This is a genomic window from Burkholderia sp. MSh2, from assembly GCF_000731655.1.
Classification (GTDB): Bacteria; Pseudomonadota; Gammaproteobacteria; order Burkholderiales; family Burkholderiaceae; genus Burkholderia; species Burkholderia paludis.
Genome location: NZ_JPGM01000078.1, coordinates 14,756 through 32,182, shown reverse-complemented (window position 1 = coordinate 32,182; position 17,427 = coordinate 14,756). Strand labels below are relative to the sequence as shown.

The 17,427-nt window shown below is 67.4% G+C and carries 14 protein-coding genes; 4 read left to right on the top strand and 10 right to left on the bottom strand.

Annotated elements, in window-relative coordinates; genetic code table 11:
* The first annotated feature begins 60 nt into the window (after positions 1-60).
* Both GQ57_RS33505 and GQ57_RS33500 read left to right on the top strand, forming a co-directional pair.
* Complete coding sequence (locus GQ57_RS33505) at positions 61-2,007, top strand: glycosyl transferase family protein (protein ID WP_034200108.1); 1,947 nt, start codon at positions 61-63, stop codon at positions 2,005-2,007.
* The gene (locus GQ57_RS33500) at positions 2,004-3,698 is read left to right on the top strand and encodes an NfrA family protein (protein ID WP_034200107.1); all 1,695 of its coding nucleotides are present in this window, start codon (positions 2,004-2,006) and stop codon (positions 3,696-3,698) included. Before GQ57_RS33505 ends, GQ57_RS33500 begins: the two co-directional genes overlap by 4 nt.
* A 39-nt stretch (positions 3,699-3,737) precedes the next feature.
* On the opposite strand, the gene GQ57_RS33495 is transcribed toward GQ57_RS33500, so the two are convergent.
* From GQ57_RS33495 to GQ57_RS33480, 3 genes are all read right to left on the bottom strand, one after another.
* Positions 3,738-4,640: a hypothetical protein gene (locus GQ57_RS33495; protein ID WP_235212669.1), complete on the bottom strand. Its 903-nt coding sequence runs from the start codon at positions 4,638-4,640 to the stop codon at positions 3,738-3,740.
* A 441-nt stretch (positions 4,641-5,081) separates the two neighbouring features.
* Positions 5,082-5,462, bottom strand: coding sequence for a hypothetical protein (locus GQ57_RS33485; RefSeq protein ID WP_034200105.1), 381 nt, complete (start codon positions 5,460-5,462; stop codon positions 5,082-5,084).
* A gap of 307 nt (positions 5,463-5,769) precedes the next feature.
* Positions 5,770-8,070 carry an NADP-dependent malic enzyme gene (locus GQ57_RS33480; protein WP_031398367.1) on the bottom strand — a complete coding sequence of 767 codons (2,301 nt, stop codon included), beginning with the start codon at positions 8,068-8,070 and terminating at the stop codon, positions 5,770-5,772.
* 135 nt (positions 8,071-8,205) lie between these two features.
* Here GQ57_RS33480 and GQ57_RS33475 point away from each other — a divergent pair, with 135 nt between their 5' ends.
* The gene (locus GQ57_RS33475; RefSeq protein WP_034200104.1) at positions 8,206-9,177 is read left to right on the top strand and encodes a LysR substrate-binding domain-containing protein; all 972 of its coding nucleotides are present in this window, start codon (positions 8,206-8,208) and stop codon (positions 9,175-9,177) included.
* Between the two features lie 20 nt (positions 9,178-9,197).
* Positions 9,198-9,590: a hypothetical protein gene (locus GQ57_RS33470; protein ID WP_034200103.1), complete on the top strand. Its 393-nt coding sequence runs from the start codon at positions 9,198-9,200 to the stop codon at positions 9,588-9,590.
* Positions 9,591-9,725: 135 nt separating this feature from the next.
* On the opposite strand, the gene GQ57_RS33465 is transcribed toward GQ57_RS33470, so the two are convergent.
* The 7 genes from GQ57_RS33465 to GQ57_RS33435 all read right to left on the bottom strand — a co-directional run bounded on the left by GQ57_RS33465 (position 9,726) and on the right by GQ57_RS33435 (position 17,386).
* Positions 9,726-10,403 carry a hypothetical protein gene (locus tag GQ57_RS33465; protein WP_034200102.1) on the bottom strand — a complete coding sequence of 226 codons (678 nt, stop codon included), beginning with the start codon at positions 10,401-10,403 and terminating at the stop codon, positions 9,726-9,728.
* A gap of 112 nt (positions 10,404-10,515) precedes the next feature.
* Positions 10,516-12,408 (bottom strand): SAM-dependent methyltransferase, encoded by a 1,893-nt coding sequence (locus GQ57_RS33460; RefSeq protein WP_034200101.1) that lies wholly within the window; start codon positions 12,406-12,408, stop codon positions 10,516-10,518.
* A gap of 178 nt (positions 12,409-12,586) precedes the next feature.
* A complete protein-coding gene (locus GQ57_RS33455; protein ID WP_052001570.1) occupies positions 12,587-13,111 on the bottom strand; it encodes a GNAT family N-acetyltransferase in 525 nt (174 codons plus the stop codon).
* Between the two features lie 64 nt (positions 13,112-13,175).
* Positions 13,176-13,754, bottom strand: coding sequence for a hypothetical protein (locus GQ57_RS38390; RefSeq protein ID WP_152603424.1), 579 nt, complete (start codon positions 13,752-13,754; stop codon positions 13,176-13,178).
* Positions 13,755-14,100: 346 nt separating this feature from the next.
* Positions 14,101-15,264, bottom strand: a complete 1,164-nt coding sequence (locus GQ57_RS43200) for an alpha/beta fold hydrolase (protein WP_052001568.1) — start codon at positions 15,262-15,264, stop codon at positions 14,101-14,103.
* 395 nt (positions 15,265-15,659) lie between these two features.
* Positions 15,660-16,046, bottom strand: coding sequence for a hypothetical protein (locus GQ57_RS43195; protein WP_160257581.1), 387 nt, complete (start codon positions 16,044-16,046; stop codon positions 15,660-15,662).
* A 428-nt stretch (positions 16,047-16,474) separates the two neighbouring features.
* Positions 16,475-17,386, bottom strand: a complete 912-nt coding sequence (locus GQ57_RS33435; RefSeq protein ID WP_031398376.1) for an alpha/beta hydrolase — start codon at positions 17,384-17,386, stop codon at positions 16,475-16,477.
* Between the last annotated feature and the right edge of the window lie 41 nt (positions 17,387-17,427).

The following is a 17,427-nucleotide window of genomic DNA, read 5'->3' as shown; positions in this document are numbered from 1 at the left end:
TTCTTCCTGCGCCGATACGAGTCTGAATAATCCAATAAAAGATAAAGCAGCGGAATAAAGATGGATAATATGATATGGAGTGCGTATTTATATGCACTTAATTTTGTTGCCATTCTGACCGCCATTGTCATCCTGGTAAGCACGCTGGATGACCTCACGCTGGACGCCTGCTATTGGTCATTTGAAATCGGGCGCATCCTGCGCCGTGAGAAAACGCAAACGGTCGATATCGCGATGCTGCGCGCGCTGGACGAACGCCATCTGGCGTTGATGGTGCCGGCGTGGAAAGAGTATGACGTGATCGCCAAGATGATCGAGAACACCCTGGCGACGCTCGAGTACGAGCGATACGTGATCTTCGTCGGCACCTATCACAACGATGCCGAAACCACGGCCGAGGTCGAGCGGATGGTGCGCCGGTATCCGGGCCGCGTCACGCGCGCGACGGTCATGAACGACGGGCCCACCTGCAAGGCCGACTGCCTGAACTGGATCGTCGAAGCCATCCTGCGCTACGAAGCGATCCACCACGTCCGGTTCGCGGGCGTCGTGATGCACGACTGCGAGGACGTGATTCACCCGGTCGAACTCAAGTACCTGAACCACGCGATCGCGGACAGCGACCTGGTCCAGCTTCCCGTCCTGTCGTTGCCGAGGAAATGGAACGAATTCGTCGCCGGATGCTACATGGACGACTTCAGCGAATCGCACCAGAAGGACATGCCGGTCCGCGGCCGCCTGACCGGCGTCGTCCCCGGCGCGGGTGTCGCATCGTGCTACAGCCGGCGCTCGATCGAAGCGGCGATGAAGGAGCGCAACGGGTGCCCGTTCAACACGTGCTCGCTGACCGAGGACTATGACTTCAGCTTCCGGTTGAAGGAGCTGGGCATGAAGGAAACCTTCGCCCGCATCCCGCTTTCCGGCACGCCGGCCGACGGCGCGCCCCGGCGCTCGAACGACCACGCGCACCGCAACCTGCTGGCCACGCGCGAGTACTTTCCAAAGACGTTCCGGACCGCCTACCGGCAGCGTTCGCGCTGGATCCTCGGCATTGCGTTTCAAGGCTGGGAACAGCTCGGCTGGAAAGGCGACCTCCTCACCCGCTACCTGTTCTTCCACGATCGCAAGGGCATCGTCACGTCGCTGTTCTCGGTGATCGCGTACGGCGTGCTGTTCAACTTCCTGATGCTTGCCGCGCTCCGGAACGCCGGCCACGTGATCCCCGCCGGCGCCTCCGTCGTCATGGCGGGCCACTGGGTCACGCCGCTGCTGTGGGTGAACAGCGTCATGCTGCTTGCGCGCGCCGGGCAGCGCTTTCATTTCGTCAGCCGGTTGAACGGCCCGCTCCAGGGGTTCCTGTCCATTCCACGGATGTTCGTCAACAACCTGATCAATTTCTCCGCGGTCTGCCGCGCGTGGCGCATCTATCTCGGCCACCTCGCGAGCGGCAAGCCCATCGCGTGGGACAAGACCAGTCATATCTACCTGTCGAACGAAGCGCTCGGGAAGACGCGCCTCAAGATCGGCGAGATCCTGGTCGGCTGGGGCGTGGTCACGCTGGAGCAACTGCAGGCGAGCCTCGAGAAGCAACTGACCTGCGGCAGGCGGCTCGGCGAGTTGCTGATCGAGGCCAGCGCGCTGTCCGCCGAATCGCTGGCGGACGCGATCGCCGAGCAGGCGGACCTCCCCCGGGTGAGCCTCGGCAACGTGGCGGTCGGCCACTTCGCGAACTCGCTGGCATTCGAGCTGCAATACGCGTACCGGGCGATTCCGTTCTCGACGGCCGACGACGGCACGTTGAACGTCGCGGTCGGGCGGCCGCTCACGCAGGACGAGCAGGACGTCATGCGGCGCGGCGCGCGCGCGAGGGTGGCCTATTTCATCGCCTGCGATGCGGAAATCGCCGCCGAGCTCGCCCGCCATTCGCGCTTCGTCGACATCGCCCGCGTGCGCGACGGCGCGCCGGACGCGCAACCCGTCTCCAAACCGTCGGGAGAGCAGGCATGAAGCATTCGAGACTCCCGATCGCGATCGACCTCGGGCGCTGCGCGCGCTCGAGCGTCGTGGCGCTTGCCGTCGCACTGGCCTGGCACGCGCCGGCCGCCGCCGCCCAGCCGCTGACGCCCCGGGCCTACAGGCTCGCCGACAGCGCGTACAAGGCGATCGACGCCGGCGACCTGCCCCGCGCGGAAGCGTATGCGTCGCGCGCCCTCAGGATCCAGCCCGGAAGCGAACAGCTCGGGCTGCTGCTCGTCGACGTGCTGAGGCGGGAAGGAAAGGTCGACGAGGCGGACGCGAGGGTGGCGTCGCTGATCGTTCGTTTTCCGAAAAGTCCGGCGGTCCTCGCGCAGCATGGCTACATGGCGCAGCGGCAGATGCGCTACGCGGTTGCCTGCGCCGACTTCTCGGCCGCCGTCGCGACCGGGAAATGGAACAGGGAACAGCAGCGCAACCTGCGCCTCGCGTGGTCGGACAGCGCGCTCGCGGCGAATCGCCCGCACGAGGCCGGCGTCGCGCTGGCGCCGCTCGCCGATGAAAAATCGGCCGCGGTCCAGTTGCGCATCGCGCAGTTGAGCCTGCAGGCCGGCGACCGCGACACCGCGATCCGCATGGCGGACCTCGCGGCCGACGATGCCTCGACCGACGGCGAGCGCAACATGGCCGCGTCGATCGCGGCGCAGGCGCGGCAGGACGATCAGCCCGCCGACGCGCCGGCGGACGACGGCGCGCAACGGAAATTGCAGGAGGCCTACGACCTGCTGCGCGACCACAAGGATCGCGAGGCGCTCGACGCCTTCCAGGAAGGATTCGCCGGCGGCGCCGGCAACGCGATGAACTACGCGGACGCCGGCTATGCAGCCAAGCGGATCGGGTTGAACGACACGTCCATCGATCTGTTCGAGCACAGCCTCGACGCCGACGACAACGAACACACGTTCGATGCGCAGCACAAGTTCGGCTACCGGCGCGAAGTCGAGCAGCTTCAGCGCACCTGGGGCTTCGTGCTGAGCGCACCGTACCAGTCGGCCGCGTTCGGCCCGCAAGGCACGATCAGCGTGTTGCAGCCGGGGATCGAAGCGTACTGGCAGCCGCCGAAGATCGGCTACCAGAACGGACGCATCTTCCAGTTCTTCGTGCGCGGATACGGCACGGCCTACGACGGGACGGGCAACGTGACCGGCATGCCGACCGTGCAGGGTTCGGTGGGGGCGCGCTACAAGCCGATACCCGACCAGAACGTGGTGCTGACCGCCGAGCGGCTGTTCCACATCGGCAGCCTGTCGACGACGGACTGGCTGATGCGCCTGGGTTATTCATCGGAAGCCGGCACCGACCTGATGGTGACCGAGCCGAGCTGGCGCAGCTGGCAGGCGTACGTCGAAGGCGCGTACTTCATTCGCGAGGGACGCTACATCATCTATTCGGAACTGCGTTACGGGCACACCTGGCGCCTGTCGACGCTCAGCGACCGGCTGACCGTCTACCCGCACGCCGCGATTGCCGGCGATCACGACAATCGCGAGCCGAACGAAACGGCGATCGGCGCGGGGCCCGGGGTCCAGTTGCGATACTGGTTTCGCGAGGGCCGCTACAGTGCGCCGGCAAGCTATCTGGATGTGACGGTGCAATACCGGTTCCCGTTGACGTCAGCGGCGCGCGCACGTGGTCTCGTGGTACGCGCGACATTGTGGTTCTAACCGGCGGCGCTGACGCTTGCACCTGGATCGCGCTGCCGCTTAGTTCGGCGACTTCAGCGGGATGATCGTTTGACGCAACAGCTGGAAGTACGGGCTCGTCGAATACGGGACCATTTCTTCGGCGTAGTACCACCAGAAGAACCCGCCGACGAAACGCGGATCGGTCATGCTGTCGACCATCGGATAGTACGTCTTGATCAGGTTCTGCTGTACCGAAGCGGGTGCGGAGGTTTCCGAGGTGCCGATTTCACCGAAGCCGACCTTCGCGTTCGGGAAGATGCTTTCCAGCGCCGAGAAATCGTTCGTCCACGTCGGATTCAGCCCCGGGCAATCCTGATACGGGTAGTAGCTGAACAGTGCGTAGTCGGCCTGCTGGCGAACCGTCGAGGACAGGAAGGTGGTCGGCCACGTCTTCCAGTAATCCTGCGGCTTCTCCCAGCAGTTGTTGCCCTTGCTGTCGTCGTTGTAGTACAGCGTGATGGCCGTCTTGCCGCCGTTCGATTTGACGATCGTGTTGGCCGCGGCAACCATCTGGCCGATCTGCTGCTCTTCCGAGTTGACCACGGTGTTCGAGCCGTCCGGGTCGTTACGCAGCCATTCGCCGTTGATTTCGTTGGCGATCTCCCAGACGTCGACGGTGTTCTTCAGTTGCGACACCAGTTCCTGCGTGCGGGCCTGGTAAACCGAAAGCGTCGTCGGGAAATAGTAAGAATCGTAGACCTCGCCCATCACGTACGCGACGGCATGCAGACGCAGCAGCGGCGCGTAGTAGTCGGCGGCCGACGTACCCGGATCGAACACCACGCGCACGGTGGGCTTGTACGGCAGGTTCTGCAGCGACGCGATGATCGCGTCAAGTTGGGACAGGTCGTCGAGGGTCACACCGTAGACGGGATTCTTCAGAGGTTCGACCTGGGCTTCGGCGGGCCGGGACAACGGCATCAGTGCGGCACCGGCAACGCATGCGGCAATGGCCGTACGCGAGAGATTTTTCGTCAGTCCTTTCAAAACGCTTTCCTTCAAAAAGTAAGAAGAAGCGCGATTTTAGACGAAAATAAAAGATAATTATCCGACGATAAAGAAAGTTGCGAGCCCTAAAAAATGTTTAGGATTATTATCAAAATTGATGCAATCACGGCCTTCGATCGTGCGATTACTACGCAATACTTATTGATTGCACTGCAGCATCGCGGCGGGATGCCGGCACATGAAATATGTCGAGGCTCGCCATGCTCGAGTGGCGCATTCACGACCCGTGCGCCGGCACCCGGGAAGCACGCGTGCGGTGCGCACGGCACGCTCCGCACACGCCCGGCACGGCACGCTTCCGGCACGGCGCCGGCGAGTCGATGCAGGCCGACACAAACCGGGACGGGCAGCGGCTCAGCCCTTGAACCGCCGCAGACGATGCATGAGCCAGAACGCAAAGCCCGCCACGGCGCCGAGACACACGAACGCCAGGAACCCGAGGGCGGCCGACAGGCTCGCCTTGAAGAGATCGTCGTTCCAGATGGCGGTGTAGATCGCATAGGTGGCGATCCACGTCAGCAATCCGGTCACACCGCCGCACAGACACGACGCAACCAGGGAGACGCGCCAGTATTTGACGACCAGCAGGTATTGCGGGATCGCAAACACCGCCGTGCCGAAGCAGGCAATGGGAATCGAATATTCGAGCGAGCCGGGATCGCCGGTGAAGTACGACCACAGCAGGCCCGGCACGAGGGCCGAGAGCGCAAAGGCGAGAAAAGGTATCTGACGCATCGGTGCAGGCAGCCGTTCGCTGCGGAAAGTCCATCGATGCCGGTCGCGAGGCCGGCGCGGGCCGCACGATCATACTTGCACCGGCGCCGATGCGCTTCCCTCACGCCGCGACCGCGCCGGCCCGGGCGCGTCGGACCGCGTCGCCAACGCACGGCCATGCGTCCCGCGAGCCGGTGCGCCCGGACGGATGCAATGGCCATGGCGACGCGCACCGCGAACGAAGCAACCCGCGCGAATCGCCGGCGGGCGGATCGGGTGCGTGCGAACGCCCGCACACCCGGAGAGCCCGCCCCGCGACGGCGTCCGCTCAGGCGGACGCGCTGCGATTCGCCTCGATCACGGTCAACGCGGCCATGTTCACGATCCGCCGCACCGTCGAACTCGACGTGAGGATGTTCACCGGCGCATTCACGCCCAACAGGAACGGCCCCACCGCCACGTTGCTGCCCGCCTCGGTCTTCAGCAGGTTGTACGCGATGTTCCCCGCATCCACGTTCGGGCACACCAGCAGGTTGGCCGCGCCCTTGAGCGGCGACATCGGCAGCAGCCGCGACCGCAGGCCCTCGTCGAGCGCGCAGTCGCCGTGCATCTCGCCGTCCGCCTCGATATCCGGCGCCTGCTCCCGCACCAGCTCCAGCGCCCGGCGCATCTTCGCGCCCGAAGCCGCGCTCCCCGACCCGAAGTTCGACCGCGACAGCAGCGCGGCCTTCGGCGTCAGGTTCAGCCACTCCATCTGCCGCGCCGCGGCGATCGTGAACTCGGCGATCTGCTCCGCGTCGGGATTGTCGTTGACGTGCGTATCCACCAGCGCGACCGTCCGCTGGTCGAGCAACAGGATGTTCATCGCCGCATAGGTGGACGCGCCCGGCTTCCTCCCGATCACCTCGTCGACGAAGCGCAGATGGTTGTGATACTCGCCCACCGTCCCGCAGATCATCCCGTCCGCATCGCCGAGCCGCACCATCATCGCGCCGATCAGCGTCAGGCGGCGGCGCATCTCGACCCGCGCCATTTCCTTCGAGATGCCGTCGCGGCACCGCAGCTCCCAATACGTCGCCCAGTATTGCGGGAACCGCTCGTCGTACTCGGGATTGGTCACCTCGACGTCCTGCCCGAGCCGGATGCGCAGGCCGAACCGCTCGATGCGCGCCAGCAGCACTTCCGGGCGGCCGACCAGGATCGGGCGCGCGAGCTTCTCGTCGACGATCACCTGCACCGCGCGGAGCACGCGCTCGTCCTCGCCCTCGGTGAAGACGATCCGCGCCTTGCCGCCGTCGCGCACGAGCTGGCGGGCCGTCGCGAACAGCGGCTTCATGAACGCGCCGGAGTGATAGACGAATTGCTGCAACTGCTCGACATAGGCATCGGGGTTCGCCAGCGGACGCGTCGCGACGCCGCCCGCCATCGCCGCCTTCGCCACGGCCGGTGCGATCCGCACGATCAGGCGCGGATCGAACGGCTTGGGAATCAGGTATTGCGCGCCGAACGCCACGTCGTACGCGCCATACGCCGCCGCGACGACGTCGTTCTGCTCCTCCTCGGCCAGGCCCGCGATCGCGTGCACCGCGGCGATCTCCATGTCGCGGGTGATCGTCGTCGCGCCCACGTCCAGCGCGCCGCGGAAAATGTACGGGAAGCACAGGACGTTGTTGACCTGGTTCGGGTAGTCCGAGCGGCCCGTCGCAATGACGACGTCGTCGCGCGTCGCGTGCGCCAGCTCCGGAAAGATTTCCGGCGTGGGGTTCGCCAGCGCGAGAATCAGCGGGCGCGGCGCCATCGCCTTCAGCATGTCCGCGCTCAGGATGCCGCCGACCGACAGGCCCAGGAACACGTCCGCGCCGCCGATCACGTCGGCCAGCTTGCGCGCGTCGGTCGGCTGCGCGAAGCGCGCCTTGGCCGGGTCCATCAGCGCGGTGCGGCCGCGATAGACGACGCCCTCGATGTCCGTCACCCAGACGTTTTCCACCGGCAACCCGAGGTCGACCAGCAGGTCCAGGCACGCCAGCGCCGCCGCGCCGGCCCCCGACGTCACGACCTTCACTTCCTTGATCGACTTCCCGACCACCTTCAGCCCGTTGATGAACGCGGCGGACACGGTGATGGCGGTGCCGTGCTGGTCGTCGTGGAAGACGGGAATCTTCATCCGTTCGCGCAGCTTCTGCTCGACCGTGAAGCATTCCGGCGCCTTGATGTCCTCGAGGTTGATGCCGCCGAAGGTCGGTTCGAGACCGGCGATGATGTCGACCAGCTTGTCCGGATCGGTCTCGTTGATCTCGATGTCGAAGACGTCGATCCCCGCGAACTTCTTGAACAGCACGGCCTTGCCTTCCATGACCGGCTTCGACGCGAGCGGGCCGATGTTGCCCAGGCCCAGCACGGCGGTGCCGTTCGTGATCACGCCCACCAGGTTGCCGCGGCTCGTGAAGCGGTGCGCCTGCAGCGGATCGGCCGCGATCGACTCGCACACGCTCGCCACGCCGGGCGTATAGGCCAGCGCCAGGTCGCGCTGGGTCACCAGCGGCTTGCTCGCCACGACCGAGATTTTTCCGGGGGTCGGGAATTCGTGATAGTCGAACGCGGCCTGCTGCTGTGTCTCGGTCTGTTTCATGTTTTCGGTCCGGGCAAGGGCGCCAGGCCAGTCCCGGCGCGATCCATGAAGGGCATTCTAGGGATCCGCCATAACGTGATGATTCTGTTTTAATATCAACCCATCACTTTTTCCTGATGAGTGCATGACCAGTCAATGAATTTTGACGCAACCGACGTGGTCAGGCGGCTGGGCGCGCGCCTGAAGATGCGGCATCTGGTGCTGTTGCTGCAGATCCGCCAGCACGGGTCGCTGACGCGCGTCGCCGAGCACATGGCCAGCAGCCAGCCGGCCGTGACGAACGCGCTGTCGGAGCTGGAGAGCATGTTCGGCACGCCGCTGTTCGAGCGCTCGTCGCGCGGCATGCGGCCCACCGCGCTCGGCGCGGTCGTGCTCGAGCGGGCGCAGGCGATGCTCGAGGATCTCGACCACCTCGCCCGCGAGATGGAGGCCGTCGCCGCCGGGCATGCGGCCCACCTGCACATCGGCGTGATTCCGTTCATTTCCGGCCAGATGCTGTCGGCGGCGCTCAAGCGCCTGCAGGCGCGCATGGAGCGGCGCCTGACCGTGACGATTCACGAAGGCACCAGCGATCAGCTCCTGCTGCAGCTGAAGGACCACGGCGTCGACATCGTGATCGGGCGGGCGTCGGCGGTGATCGATCCGGGCCAGGCGTCGTTCGAGGTGCTGTACCGGCAGCAGCCGCGCATGATCGCGAGCCGGCGCCTGGCCGCGAAGCTGGCCCGCACGCCGCTCGACTGGCACAAGCTGCACGCGCTCGACTGGATTCTCGGCGCGCCGCATACGCCGATGCGCGAGCAGGTGGCCGACCTGTTCCTGTCGGCCGGCATCGCGCCGCCCGTTCCGATCGTCGAAAGCTACTCGTCGAAACTGATCGGCGAGATGATCGCGTCGAGCGACGAGGCCGTGTCGATCGTGCCCGCCGATATCGCGGAAGAACTGGTGCGGATCGCCGGCGTGGCGATCGTGCCTTACTCGCTCGTCTGGACGCTCCCGCCCATCGCGCTGTTTACCCGCGCCGCCGGTTCGCATGCGCCGGCGCGGGATCTGCTGGTCGACGCGTTGCGCGAGGTCTGCCGGGAGACTTACGGGGATGGGCAGCGCTAGGGGTTCGGGAGCCTGCGCGCGTGCAACTGGCGCGGCGCTCGCTGGAAACGCACAAGACGGAATCCGCGAGCACCGGCAACGCATCCGGCGCCCCGGTCGGCGCCGCCGATTATCACCGGTCGACTTCGCCCGGCACACCCGTCCTGCTGAGCTCTCACGGATCGTGGTCGAAGGCGTGCGTCGCGCGCTTCACGCCGCAGGTCACCGTGGTGCAGCAACCGCTGCACGGGAATCTCGACATCCGGGAAGGCGACTACGAGATCGGGCACGACTCGCGATGCGCCGGGCAGATGGTTCACGGCACCCAGGTTTTCTACACGCCCGACGCGAGCTTCAAGGGGCAGGAAACCGTTCGCTATATCGCCGACAGCGTTCCCGGCGTGACCCGCACCGCGTTGATCGACGTACGGTGACGGCGGCGGCTCGCGGCCGGCCGACGTTGCCGCCGCGACAGCCGGCTGCCGTCGGACACCTGCGTATGAATGACCGCTCGGGCCCGCCGGCGGCGCTCGCGCGCCCCGGCGCATACCCGGCGCATCCGTGTCAGGCTACTTGCTCGCGGCGAGGCGCCGCATGATTTCCGCGCGCTCGGCGCTCAGCACGTGATCCGAGCCCTCGCCGCGGTCGTAGCGCCGCGTCGTCCGGTACGAAAACCGCTTCGCGTACCGACCGGTGGCGGGATCGAACGCCCATGCGTCGACGACGAACAGGTGCTTGTCGAAGTGACTCTCGTTGTCGGCCCACTCGAAGTCCGCCCGCACGAACAGCGGATACGGCGACACGTCCGGCACGTTCCACATCGCGCGGTCGGCCATCTCGGTTTGGGTCACCTCGGGCATCAGGTTCTCGAACTTGCCGTTCGCGCCGTAGCGCAGGATCGCCACGCGCTCCAGCATCGAGCTGCCGCCGCCCGAGAACATCCCCGAGAAGAACACCCACGCGCCGCCCGACGCGATCGGCAAGCGTTCCGAGCGCGGCATCAACCCGAACTGGTAAAGCTCCTTCGGGGAATTCGGCACGGGCGCGGCCGGCATCACGAAGCACGGCGCACGGTCGGGCAGCACGCAGAGTTTCACGCCGGACAGCGGGAGCCCGTCGCTATCCTGCCGCCCCTCCGCCTGCGTGAAACGCGGGAAGGTCGTTTCGCCGGCCACGGCTCGACCACCGGTGAGCCCGATGATGGAAATGCCGAGGATCGCCCCGAGCGCCTTGATGTACCCACGCATGCACCTGCCCCCTTCTCTCGTTTCTTGAAATCGGCAGATTGTCGATGATCCGGCCGCGCCTGTCGAACGATCGGCGGCGGCCGGTCATGGCCAGGCGCGCGGGCAGGCGCCGTCAGACGGTGGCCAGCGTCAGGCGCGCGGGGGACGCGCCGATACGCAGCCCGTCGGCACGGTTCGCGAGATAGCGCCGGTTCAATGCATCCGGCGTCCACGTGCTGCTGTGGCTGAAGCCGAGCGCCGCGAGCCGCACGGCCAGCGCGTCGGGTTCGAAGAAACTCTTCCACGGCTCGCCGTGCGCGGCCAGGCGCGCCGTCATCTGCTCCATCGTGATGCGCATGAGCGGCGGCAGGTTCGCGAGCGGCATCACGTATTCGAACAGCACCGCGCTGCCTTTCGCGCAGCCGGCGATGAAGCGCAGCGTGTCGATCACCGCGGCCTCGTCGAGGTACATCGTCACGCCGAGCCAGCTGAACACGGCCGGGGCGTCGGCATCGAAGCCGGCACGCGCCAGGCCTTCCGCGAGGCCGACGCGCTCGAAGTCGACCGGTACGAAACGCAGCGACGGCGGCGGCGCCATCCCCGCATCGCGCAGGCGGGCCTGCTTCCATGCCTGCGTCGCCGGGAGGTCGACCTCGAAGACCCGCCCCGGCGCATCGGGATGCCGGAACGCGCTCGTATCGAGCCCCGCGCCGAGCACCACGTACTGGCGGACGCCGCGCCCGAGCGCATCGGCCCACACATCGTCGGCCAGCCGGCTGCGCACGACCACCGTGCTGCGCAAGCCCACGGTCATCGGCTGGCGGAACTTGTCGAGGTTGTCATGCAACGCCTGCACCTCGGCCGCGCCGAGGACGGTCAGCGCCACCGGATCGTCGAGCACCAGCGGCCGGTCGAGCAACTGGTGCGCGGCGCGCTGCGTGGCCACCAGCAACGCGCTCGGCTTGGGTCCGGCATTGACCGGCGTGGCGCCGTGGCCGACGAGATGCGCCCTGTTCAGATAGGCCAGCAACGCGTCGTCCAGGCCCAGGCCAAGTTGCAGGTCCGGTTCGCGCATCATCGCGTCGCGCACGCGCGCTTCCAGCGCCGCGTCGTCGCCGCAGAAGCTGTCGACAAACAGCTGCTCCCAACGCTTGACGACGGCCTGCACCGGCGCCGCGGCGACGTCGACGTCCGCGTCCATCAACGCCCGCAGTTCCACCACCAGCGCCGGCCACGCGCGCCGCTCCGCGCTCGCGAACTGGCGCCGCCGCACCTCGTCGGCCTGCGCCGGATCGAGGTACTTCGCGAGCAGCGCGCAGCGCGCATGCGTGAACGCCGCGTCGATCCACTCGAGCATCTCCGCCGTGATGCCGACGATCTGCCGCGCGCGCGGCTCGCCAAGCTGCATCGCCATCAGCTTGGTTGCAAGCGTCGGGTCGTTGCGGGTCATGCTGACCACGAGCCGGACCCAGCGCCACGCCAGCGCCTGGGCGGCCTCGCTGTCGGGCGGCAGCGCCTGCTGCCCGGCCGCGCGGACCTCGTCGACCAGCGCGGCCCATGTCGGGTCCGTCGGCGCGATCGTGTCCGGCCCGGATGCCAGCAGCGCATCGAGTTCGTCATCGTCGAGATGTTTCTGAATCATGTTCATCAGCTCCAGGGCGTTCAGCCAGTCGGTCTCCGTGGTCTCGCCGCCGGCGACGATCATGTCCACGAGGTATCGGAGGTGACGACCGAGGCGCTGCGCACGCGCTGCCTGCGCGTCGAGTGCCGCGATCTGGCGCCGCAGAAGCTCGAGCGGCGAGCCGGCCAGGTGCCCGTCGAGGCTGGCCTTGATGTCCGGAAGCGCGTACCCGAACCGTTTCAGCGCCTCGATCCGGTGCAGCCGGATCAGGTCGTCGCGCCCATACAGGCGCGCGCCGCCGTCGCTGCGCAGCGACGGCGACAGCAGCCCGATCGCATCGTAGTGATGCAGCGCCCGCACGCTCAATCCCGCCTTCTTCGCCAGATCGCCGATCTTCAGTCGCATGGTTTTCCCGGTCGTCGGTATCGACCTTAAAAGCTGACGTAACGTCAGGTGCAAGCGAAATCGACGGGGGGCGGCCCCGGCCGCATGAACGCAGTCTCGACCGCCGCATTCCGCGCGCTCGCGCCGCCCCGCCGGCAACGACGCATGCACGGCCGCCCGCCGGGCAGCCGCGCGGCGGCTAGCGACCCGCCTGCGTGCCGGACGGCAGCGGGCCGACCGGTCGCTCGTACAGCGCCCAGACTTCGCCGTCCGTCTTCAGTCCCGCGCGGACGAAACCCAGCGACTCGTAGAACGCGCACAGCGTCGTGTTCGCGGCGGCGCAGTCGAGCCTCACCCAGTGCCGGTTCGACGCGCCGATCTGCCGCGCGCACCAGTCGAGCATGAAGCCGCCGAGCCCCTGCCCGTTGCAACCGCGTCGCACGCTCAGCCCGTGTACGTAACCGGCGATCGGCTCCTGCGGCCCCCAGTGCCGGTCCTCGCCGAAGCCGAGCGAAAACGTGCCGACCGGCGTGCCGTCCAGCTCGACGACATACACGTCCTTCTCGCGGACGTTGTTCCGCACCCAGGCCTCGGAAAATCCGTCCCCTTCCCTGCCCCATGCATGGTCGCCGTACGTCACCTTCTTCGCATGCGCATCGTTGCGTATCGCGGTGAGCACCGGCACGTCCTCTTCCGTTGCGCGGCGGATGCTTTTCGAAACCATGGTTCGTCTCTCCGTTGATGCGTATCGGTGAAGGGAAACCCGCCCGCCGCCGCCGGCTCGCGGATCACGACTTCCTGCAAAAGATCCTGGCGTCGTCCGTGTCGATCCTCACGGGGTAGGCCTGCTCGATCAATGCCCGCTCCGCGCCGCTCGGGTTGCCGATCCACACGGGCACGCAGCGGTTGACCAGCCGTCCGGCCGTGCGGTGCGACTCTTCGTCGTAAAGCAGTGCAACGTTCGTCACGCCGCACTGGTGCGCCTGGCAGGCGTGATAAAGCCACTCGCGCGACGCCCCGACTTTCCACAGCGCGCCCTCCGTCGCGGGGCCGCTCAGCAGGCGTGCGCGCAGCGCGGGCGAACCCTGGCCGGCCTGACGCAGAAAATCGTCGAACGCGGCCGATACCGTCCGGCCGATCGCCGTCCCGTATTGATCCCCGTCCGGGTCGACGAAATTGAAGATCTCCGTCTTGTATCGGGAGCTCGCCGGCGTGATGTCCTGCGGAACCGGCGCTTCGCTCCGGGCCTGACCGTGACACGCCAGCGGGAACGCCAACGCCGCCCACAACAGGACGGACAGGCCCGGCAAGGGGGACATTCCGGCGCCGCTGCCGGCGCGCATCGTGTTGCCGCGATCTCGCTTCATTCTTCCATGCAACCTTTTCGACTCGTTGTTGGCGTGGCGATCCACGTACATCGCCGTCATGCCCGTTCGCTTCGCCGCCGCCGCGATCCGCGCATGGACACGCCGCGCCCGGCAGCGCTTCGCACACGATGCATTGTTCCGGGCCGCATGTTACCCGCACGGACGCGGCGCGAGCCATGCGCGATCGCGTGCCTGCGACGCGGCACCCCCGCGCGACGGGTTTGAATCCGGCGACGGTCGCAGTGGCTCCCATCGGCAATCAGCAGCGACGAACGCCAGCGCGACGACGCGCGACCAGCGCCCGGCCCCGAGCGGAAAAATCGCCGACATGCCGATCGACAGGAAATCAGCGGATGTCCGTGGCGGCGACCGGATCGCGCGAACGCGCCTGCGGGATATCCGCTCGGGCAGGCAATACCCATTCCGCCAGGCGCAACGCGGCCCGGTTGCCGACGCCATGCCCGTACAGGGTTGCGCGCAGCCATGCCAGCATGCCCGGCACCACCCGCATCGAAGCCTCGGCCGCGCAATGCCCGAGGCCGCGCAGCAACCAGACCCGGGCCGACGGATAGGCGCTGAAAACCCGCACGTCCTCACCGGGGATGTACGGATCGCAATCGCCGTTGACCGCCAGCAGCGGTGCGCAGTCGGCACCGTCGAGCCATCCCTGGTTCCTCAGCGAGAACCGGCCCAGAAAGCGCTCCATGGCCGCGACGTCGGGCAACCCCGGCAGGCGCGCCGCGTTCGCGACGATGCCCGTCATGCCGTTCGGCAACTGCGCCAGCGCGCCGGCGTCGCGATGCGCGGCGCCGATCGGGCCGCCCCAGTCGATCGCGGCATCCACCTCGTTGCGCAGCGCCAGCTTGGCGGCCCAGTGCCCGCCGAAGCTCACGCCGACGATCGCCTTCTTGCGCCGCCCGCCGAATCGCGACAGGACCGTGCGATACAGCCGGTCGCTGTCCGGTTGCAGCGGCGTATCCGTCTCCCCCGTTCCCGGCATGTCGATCGCCACCACCGTCAAGCGCCCGTACAGGGCAAGCACGAGCGCGAGGCGATGCAGTTCCATCTTTCCGGTATCGACGCCGCCCGTCAGGCATACGACCGGATATTCCCCGCGCTGCCGGGGCTGGTAGACATGCGCGGGGAACCGGACGGCGCCGCCGTCGTCGTCGTGACGCACCTCGATGCGCTCGAAATGCACGGGGAAGCTTGCCGACGCGCGCAGGAAGCATTGCACCTGGTTGCGCAATGCTTCCTGCCGGGCCGGCGTACAGACCACCGGAAACCGCGCGGCGCCGTAAAGCATCGCCGCCAGCAGCCAGCGGTTGTCCGCCTGCGCGGCGGCGGCCTCCCGCGACCATTCGCGGGTCCATCCTCCGGGGCCGTCATGCCAGTTGTCCGTGACGCGCTGCTCGACGCGCGCGATCGTCGCACGCGGAATCCCCCAGCGTACGAACTGGATGCGCCGCTCGTCGAACAGATCGCGCGGATTGACCGGAAACGCGAACATGGCCTGGTTCCTGAATCGTGGTATCGATTGCCGACGGGGTGGCTCGCGATGCCGAACCGCTGCCCTGAAGCGGCGCCGCGCGACGGCACGCATCGCCCCGGGCCGCTCCCGCGAAGGGAGGGGCCCGCCGGCACCCCGACGTGAAATGGGAAAGAGGAAATCACCGCGATGTTGCCACACGCGGCCGTCGACGGCACGCCCGCCCGCCGGCAAAAAAAAGGCCCGACACGGTCGGGCCAACGAGCGAGATACCAAGAGAATCCCGCTCCCCCTCATCGAGCGCGCACACCGCGCTGACCGATGCCGCCGTGATCCCGGCGACACCCGATGACCTCGCAGGATGTGGCGACCGGTCGGCCGCCGCATCCTGCCGGGAAAAATGCGGAAAGAATCGCTTACTGCGTCACCGGCGCACCGGACGGCGCTTGCGCGGGCAGGGCCGGCAGCGGAATCGCCGCGCTGTCCGTCCCGCTCCCCGACGTGCTCGCCGTGTTCGTGGCGCCCGTCTGTCCGCGGCGGCCGCGGTGCCCGCCATGCGTGACCGTGGGTGCGCTCGCGGCGACCGGACGGACGGGCGGATGGGTGATGTACTGGAAGTTGTCGTTGATCGCGCTGTTGCCCGTATCGTAAGACCGGTGCACGAATACGCTGCTGGTCACGGGCTCGCTGGCTTGCGCGAACGCCGCCGGCATGACAAACATGGTTGCGGCTGCCGTCGCCGCGCTCAACGCGGCGATCCGCACGAGCGAACCGGCATCGCGGACTGTCGGGCGTGCTGTCACGCTGGGGTTCCTCCACAAGGTGCATCCGCTCGGCGATCGTTCTGCGGCCGCCGGCGCCCGCCCGAAAAATCGGCCCGCGCCGACAGGTCGACGAGCGCGGGCCCAGCCAAGAAAACACAACACCTTGGGGGGGATCAAGGCGAGCCCAGTCTAGCCCGAGTCGCCGGATGGAAGATTTCAGGCGGGATTACAGCTATTACTTCATATGACGACGCATCGGCGGCCGCCGTTCGCGTGAAACGCCCGCACGTCGCCCGTCCGCCCGTGCAACGGCCCGGCGGGCCGCTCGCCGGCGGCGCTTCGGGCCGGCCGGTCGGCATCGGCTGGCGGCCGCCGCCGCTTCGGTCCCCACCTGCCAGCGCCTTTGGAAACAGCCGGCGGCGCCGTTCCTGCCAGCGGCCGGCACCGCGAGCGCCGCGACGGGCCGGTCAGCGCGCGTCCGACAGATGCAGGCTGAACCACGCCAGCGCCGCCCGGCTGGTCGTGTCGAAGTGCTCGATATACGGCGTGAAATGCCCGCCCTTGATCTGCAGCAGGCGCTTCGGTTCCAGCGCGTTTTCCCACGCCTTGAGGCAAAGATCGGTGGGCGTCAGCAGATCCTGGTCGGCCACGATCATCAGCAACGGGGTCGGTGAAATGCGCTCGACGTACTGGCCCGGCTCGTTCTCGCGGGACATCTCGGCGCTGCGCAACGTCACCTCGTTTCGCCAGTTCGGCGCGCACCGCGCCGCCGACTCGACGAAGAACCGGTACGCATCCGCGCCGGCCATCGCGCAGGCCGCCGTCGGATCGGCACTGACAGCCGGCAGCATCGCCGGCTGTCCGCCCGCGAACCGCTGCCGGCGATCTTCCTCGAAGCGGGCCAGCGTCGCGGGCACCAGATCGGCACGCGTGCGGCGCAGCGCCGACTGATACCCACTGATCGTCGGCACCTGCGACACCACGCATTTGACGCGGCGATCGACGGCGGCGACTTCGAGCACGTGGCCGCCGCTGTAGCTGGTGCCCCAGATGCCGATGCGTGCGGCGTCGACGTCCGGGCGGGTCAGCAGATAGCTGATCGCATCGCGATAGCCGCGCTTCTGCTGCACCGGGTCGATCTCCTGCCGCGGATGCCCGTCGCTCGAGCCGAAGTTCCGGTGATCGTAGAGCAGCACGCCGAAGCCGCCGGCGGCGAACACCTCGGCGTAGCGGTCCAGATACTGCTCCTTCACGCCCGAGAAGCCGTGCGCCATCACGATGGCGGGATACGTTTCCGTATCGGCGCGCCGCGCCGGCGCGTAGAACCAGCCGCGCAGCGTGGCGGCTTCGGACGGGAATTCGATGTCGTGTCGTGTCATGTCGGCTTACCTCTTTCGGTCGGTGGTATCGATGACCGACA